At 59.7% G+C, this 268-nt stretch carries 1 protein-coding gene; it reads right to left on the bottom strand.

Annotation, left to right across the window (positions count from 1 at the left end; translation table 11 throughout):
• A partial coding sequence (locus tag AC6CIA_RS26505) for an immunoglobulin-like domain-containing protein (protein ID WP_498316126.1) occupies nt 1-268 on the bottom strand: 268 nt, incomplete at both ends.

Below are 268 nucleotides of genomic sequence, written 5' to 3'. Positions count from 1 at the left end.
GCCGCCTTCGTTAACCGACGATGGAGCCGTCAAAGTCACGGTCGTTGTGTCATCAGTGCCCGGTGTATCGGTGACAGTGGTGGTAACGGTGTCAGTGCCCGGAACCAGATTCTCGAAGTGCTCGCCGCCGGTCACCTTGGTGATCGCGGTGCTGACGGTCTGGTCGCCGGTATACACATCATTTGGCGCCAGTACCGAAACAGTGCCGCTCGACTGATTCACGCCGATGGTGATGGTCTCGCCATTGCCCAGGGTTACGGTCAGCGGA

This window comes from Pseudomonas sp. GQ91 (genome assembly GCF_059758795.1).
The sequence above is the reverse complement of the archived record's forward strand: the minus strand, read 5'-3'. Positions and strand labels throughout refer to the sequence as shown.